Raw genomic sequence first — 3,430 nt, forward strand, 5'->3', positions numbered from 1 at the left:
ACTTCACCAGCCTGGGCTTGGATAGACATATTCTTGTGAACGACTCCTAAGCCACCTTGCAGAGCCATGGCAATTGCCATTGAACCTTCAGTAACCGTATCCATTCCTGCGGAGATAATTGGAATATTCAAGTGAAGATTATCAGCCAGAGTAGTACTTAAATCAACTTGGTTTGGTAAGACATGGCTTTCTGCCGGAATTAATAAAACATCATCAAAAGTTAAGCCTTTTTTGACAAATTTCGTGTCCCAATTCGACATTGCTTCAACACACTCCTTAAATTGATTAGGTCAACTTTACCCGGAAATTGGAGCAAGGTCAAGGGTAAAATCCCGAAAATTAATTAGAATATTCTAATAAATTGTTCGCACTCTCCTGATCAATAATCAGTGTATTAGCATAACCGGCCGTCAATGATCCATGAATAGCTGGCACTTTAGCAACGTTAGCAGCTACTAGAATACTATGTTTTTTCTTTTTTAAGTCATTTAGATGAATACCGATTGTTCGTTTATTAATATCTTGGTTAACAATTTGACCCTGAGCATTAATAAAACGAGAGAAAATATCACCAACGGCATTTTGCTGCAAGCTCCGTTGTTCCGCTGCTGTAAAATAGCCCAGCCGAAAAAGTAAGGCTGAATCTCGAACTGTACCAACCGTAAACATAGCAATATTTGCTTCCTGCCCTAGCTTAAGGATGTATTTAATATGAGTATCGCTTTCTACTAGCTCCTTCGTTTTTGCATGGTCAAAGATAACCGGTACTGGTAGATATTGGGGGATAGTATTAAAGGCACTGGCGAAGGCATTGACTGTTTCAAAAGCATAATTGCGGGTTTCGGTATTTGACATTCCGCCCTTCATTTGAACAACCTTAACCCCCGACACATTCTTGATATCAGTGTGCAAAGCTACCTGATAAACCGTCTTTCCCCATCCCAAGCCTAAAATATCATTATCCTTAATAATTTGCTCTAGGTAATGAGCTCCAGCATTGCCTACTTCTTCTAATGGATTATCTTTACCTGGAACAATAATAATTTTCTTTAAGCTTGAATATTTTTTCAATAACGCCGTTTGTAATTGATGAAGTGGTGCTAAGGGATTGTGAATTTGAATTGTCACTAATCCCTGATTACGGCCGAATTGAAGTAAACGGGAAACTGTAGCTCGAGAAATATCAAGTTCAGTTGCAATTTCTTGCTGATTAAAGCCATCTCGATAATAAAGCGTCGCCACCTTAAGCGCTATGGCAATTTTTTTGTCTTCGCCTTCCATAATATGAATCCTCCTAACCTAAAAACAAGGGTACTGCATGCATATAAAAGCTGCAGGCCCTTGTTTATTTTTCCTTATTCAATATAGCGAACTTGGTTGGGATATTCAATTATTTATTAGCAATAGCAGTTTCTAATGAGATGTTGATCATATCATTAAAAGTCTTTTCCCGTTCTTCAGCCGTAGTTTTTTCGTTTCCAAAGATCAGGTCACTAACAGTTAAGACCGATAATGCCCGAAAATGTAACTTTGCTCCTAGCAAGTATAGCCCGGCTGATTCCATTTCCGTTCCTAAGATACCATAATCACGTAATTTCTTCATATCCAGTTCATCATTATAGAACCGGTCAGCAGCAAAAATATCACCAACTTTAGCATTAACACCAAGCCGGCCAGCAACGTGATAAGCGGTATCTAAAAGCTTAAAATCGGCAAGTGGCGCATAGTGAAAGCCAGCACCAAACGTATTCATGGTAACGGCGGAATCTGTCGAAGATCCTTGCGCCAGGATAACATCACGCAGGTGAATTCCTGGAGCAATCGCCCCACAAGAGCCAACTCGGATGATAGTTTTAACGCCAAAGAATTTTACTAATTCGTTGATGTAAATAGACATCGATGGAATTCCCATCCCAGATCCTTGAACAGAAATCCGGTGGCCCTTGTATTCACCAGTATAGCCAAAGGCGTTACGAACGGCATTCACTTGCTGGACGTTCTCCAAGAAATTTTCAGCAATGTACTTTGCCCGTAGTGGATCCCCCGGTAATAATACCGTTTCTGCGTAATCGCCCATCTTGGCGTCAATGTGTGTACTCATTGTGTTTCCTCCTCAACATTATTCAATAATCTCGTGAATCAAGGTCGGTCGCTCACCATGATCACTAATCTCAATGCTTTCGTCTAATAATTTCTTTACATCAGTAATTACCTGACGATTACTGTAAACGGTTAATAATTCATCACCAGCCGTTACCTGATCTCCCAACTTATGATGAAGTTCAATACCAACACTATAATCCAATTGGTCAGTTGCTTTCTGCCGACCCCCGCCAAGCAACATACTGGCAGTTCCAATCTCATCGGCGGCTAATTTAGTCAAAATACCAGATCGTTGTGCACGGTATGGGAAATGGTATTTAGCCTGAGGCATGACCTTATAATCGTCCATTACCCGTGGATCACCACCCTGAGCAATGATCATCGCCTTAAAACGCTCAATAGCGGTACCATCAATAATGGTTTGTCTAAGCAATTGCCGTGCTTCTACGGGAGTTGTTGCCTTGCCACCCATCATGACCATGTAGCTGCCTAGCGTTAATACCAATTCGGTTAAATCTACTGGTCCTTTACCCTTTAAGACATCAATGGCTTCCTCAATTTCTAGAGAATTACCTATTTTGTTACCTAATGGTTGGTTCATATCGGAAATAACTGCCATGCATTGCAAACCAGCTTGTTTACCAATATTCACCAGGGCATGCGCCAAAGCTCGAGATTGGTCAAGGGTCTTCATAAAAGCACCGGCACCTGTTTTGACATCAATTACCAAGGCATCAGTTCCTGAGGCAATCTTTTTACTCATAATTGAACTGGCAATTAGAGGAATCGAATCTACTGTATCGGTAACATCGCGCAAGCTATAAAGCTTTTTGTCAGCGGGTGCGACCTCACCAGTTGCACCAACAATCGCTAGGCCTTCCGTAGCTACTTGATTGATAAAATTTGCTTCGGATAGTTCCACCCTAAAACCTGGAATGGCTTCCAACTTATCTAAGGTTCCACCAGTATGTCCAAGGCCCCGGCCAGAAATCATCGGTACTGGGATGCCGGTTGCCGCCACCATTGCTGCTAGTGGCAAACTAACCTTGTCACCAACACCTCCGGTTGAGTGCTTATCGACTTTGACTCCCGGAATTTGACTGAGATTCAGTCGTTCTCCAGAATGCATCATTTTCATTGTTAGGCTAGTTTGTTCTGCACTGGTCATCCCTCGAAAATAAATTGCCCTAAATTTCAAGAATAAGTTAGCCACTGGACTCAAATAAATAATACTGACCAATTGATTATTGGTTGATGGAGCTGTGATATCTCTTGGTAGAAGGCCTTACGATAGATATCCATTGACGAATGTCCATTAAACATAGCT

General features: G+C 41.3%; 3 protein-coding genes and 2 pseudogenes. All 5 read right to left on the reverse strand.

Features of this window, described 5'->3' with window-relative positions:
• On the reverse strand, positions 1-260 hold a 260-nt coding region (locus ACEYV4_RS09235), incomplete at its 3' end, for an IMP dehydrogenase (protein WP_373842994.1).
• 79 nt (positions 261-339) lie between these two features.
• Positions 340-1,281, reverse strand: a complete 942-nt coding sequence (locus ACEYV4_RS09240) for a sugar-binding transcriptional regulator (protein ID WP_373842995.1) — start codon at positions 1,279-1,281, stop codon at positions 340-342.
• 109 nt (positions 1,282-1,390) lie between these two features.
• On the reverse strand, positions 1,391-2,101 hold the full coding sequence (gene deoD / locus ACEYV4_RS09245) for a purine-nucleoside phosphorylase (RefSeq protein ID WP_373842996.1): 711 nt from the start codon (positions 2,099-2,101) through the stop codon (positions 1,391-1,393).
• A gap of 18 nt (positions 2,102-2,119) precedes the next feature.
• Positions 2,120-3,289: pseudogene (locus ACEYV4_RS09250) on the reverse strand (thymidine phosphorylase); the annotation flags it as partial.
• A 32-nt stretch (positions 3,290-3,321) separates the two neighbouring features.
• A pseudogene (locus tag ACEYV4_RS09255) lies at positions 3,322-3,430 on the reverse strand (IS30 family transposase); the annotation flags it as partial.

It is taken from the genome of Limosilactobacillus sp. (genome assembly GCF_041859915.1).
Taxonomy (GTDB): domain Bacteria; phylum Bacillota; class Bacilli; order Lactobacillales; family Lactobacillaceae; genus Limosilactobacillus.

What these genes read in the sequence shown, in the direction of transcription:
- ACEYV4_RS09240 (WP_373842995.1), bottom strand. Translation starts at nt 1,281, where the DNA reads ATGGAAGGCGAAGACAAAAAAATTGCCATAGCGCTTAAGGTGGCGACG.
- deoD (WP_373842996.1), bottom strand. Translation starts at nt 2,101, where the DNA reads ATGAGTACACACATTGACGCCAAGATGGGCGATTACGCAGAAACGGTA.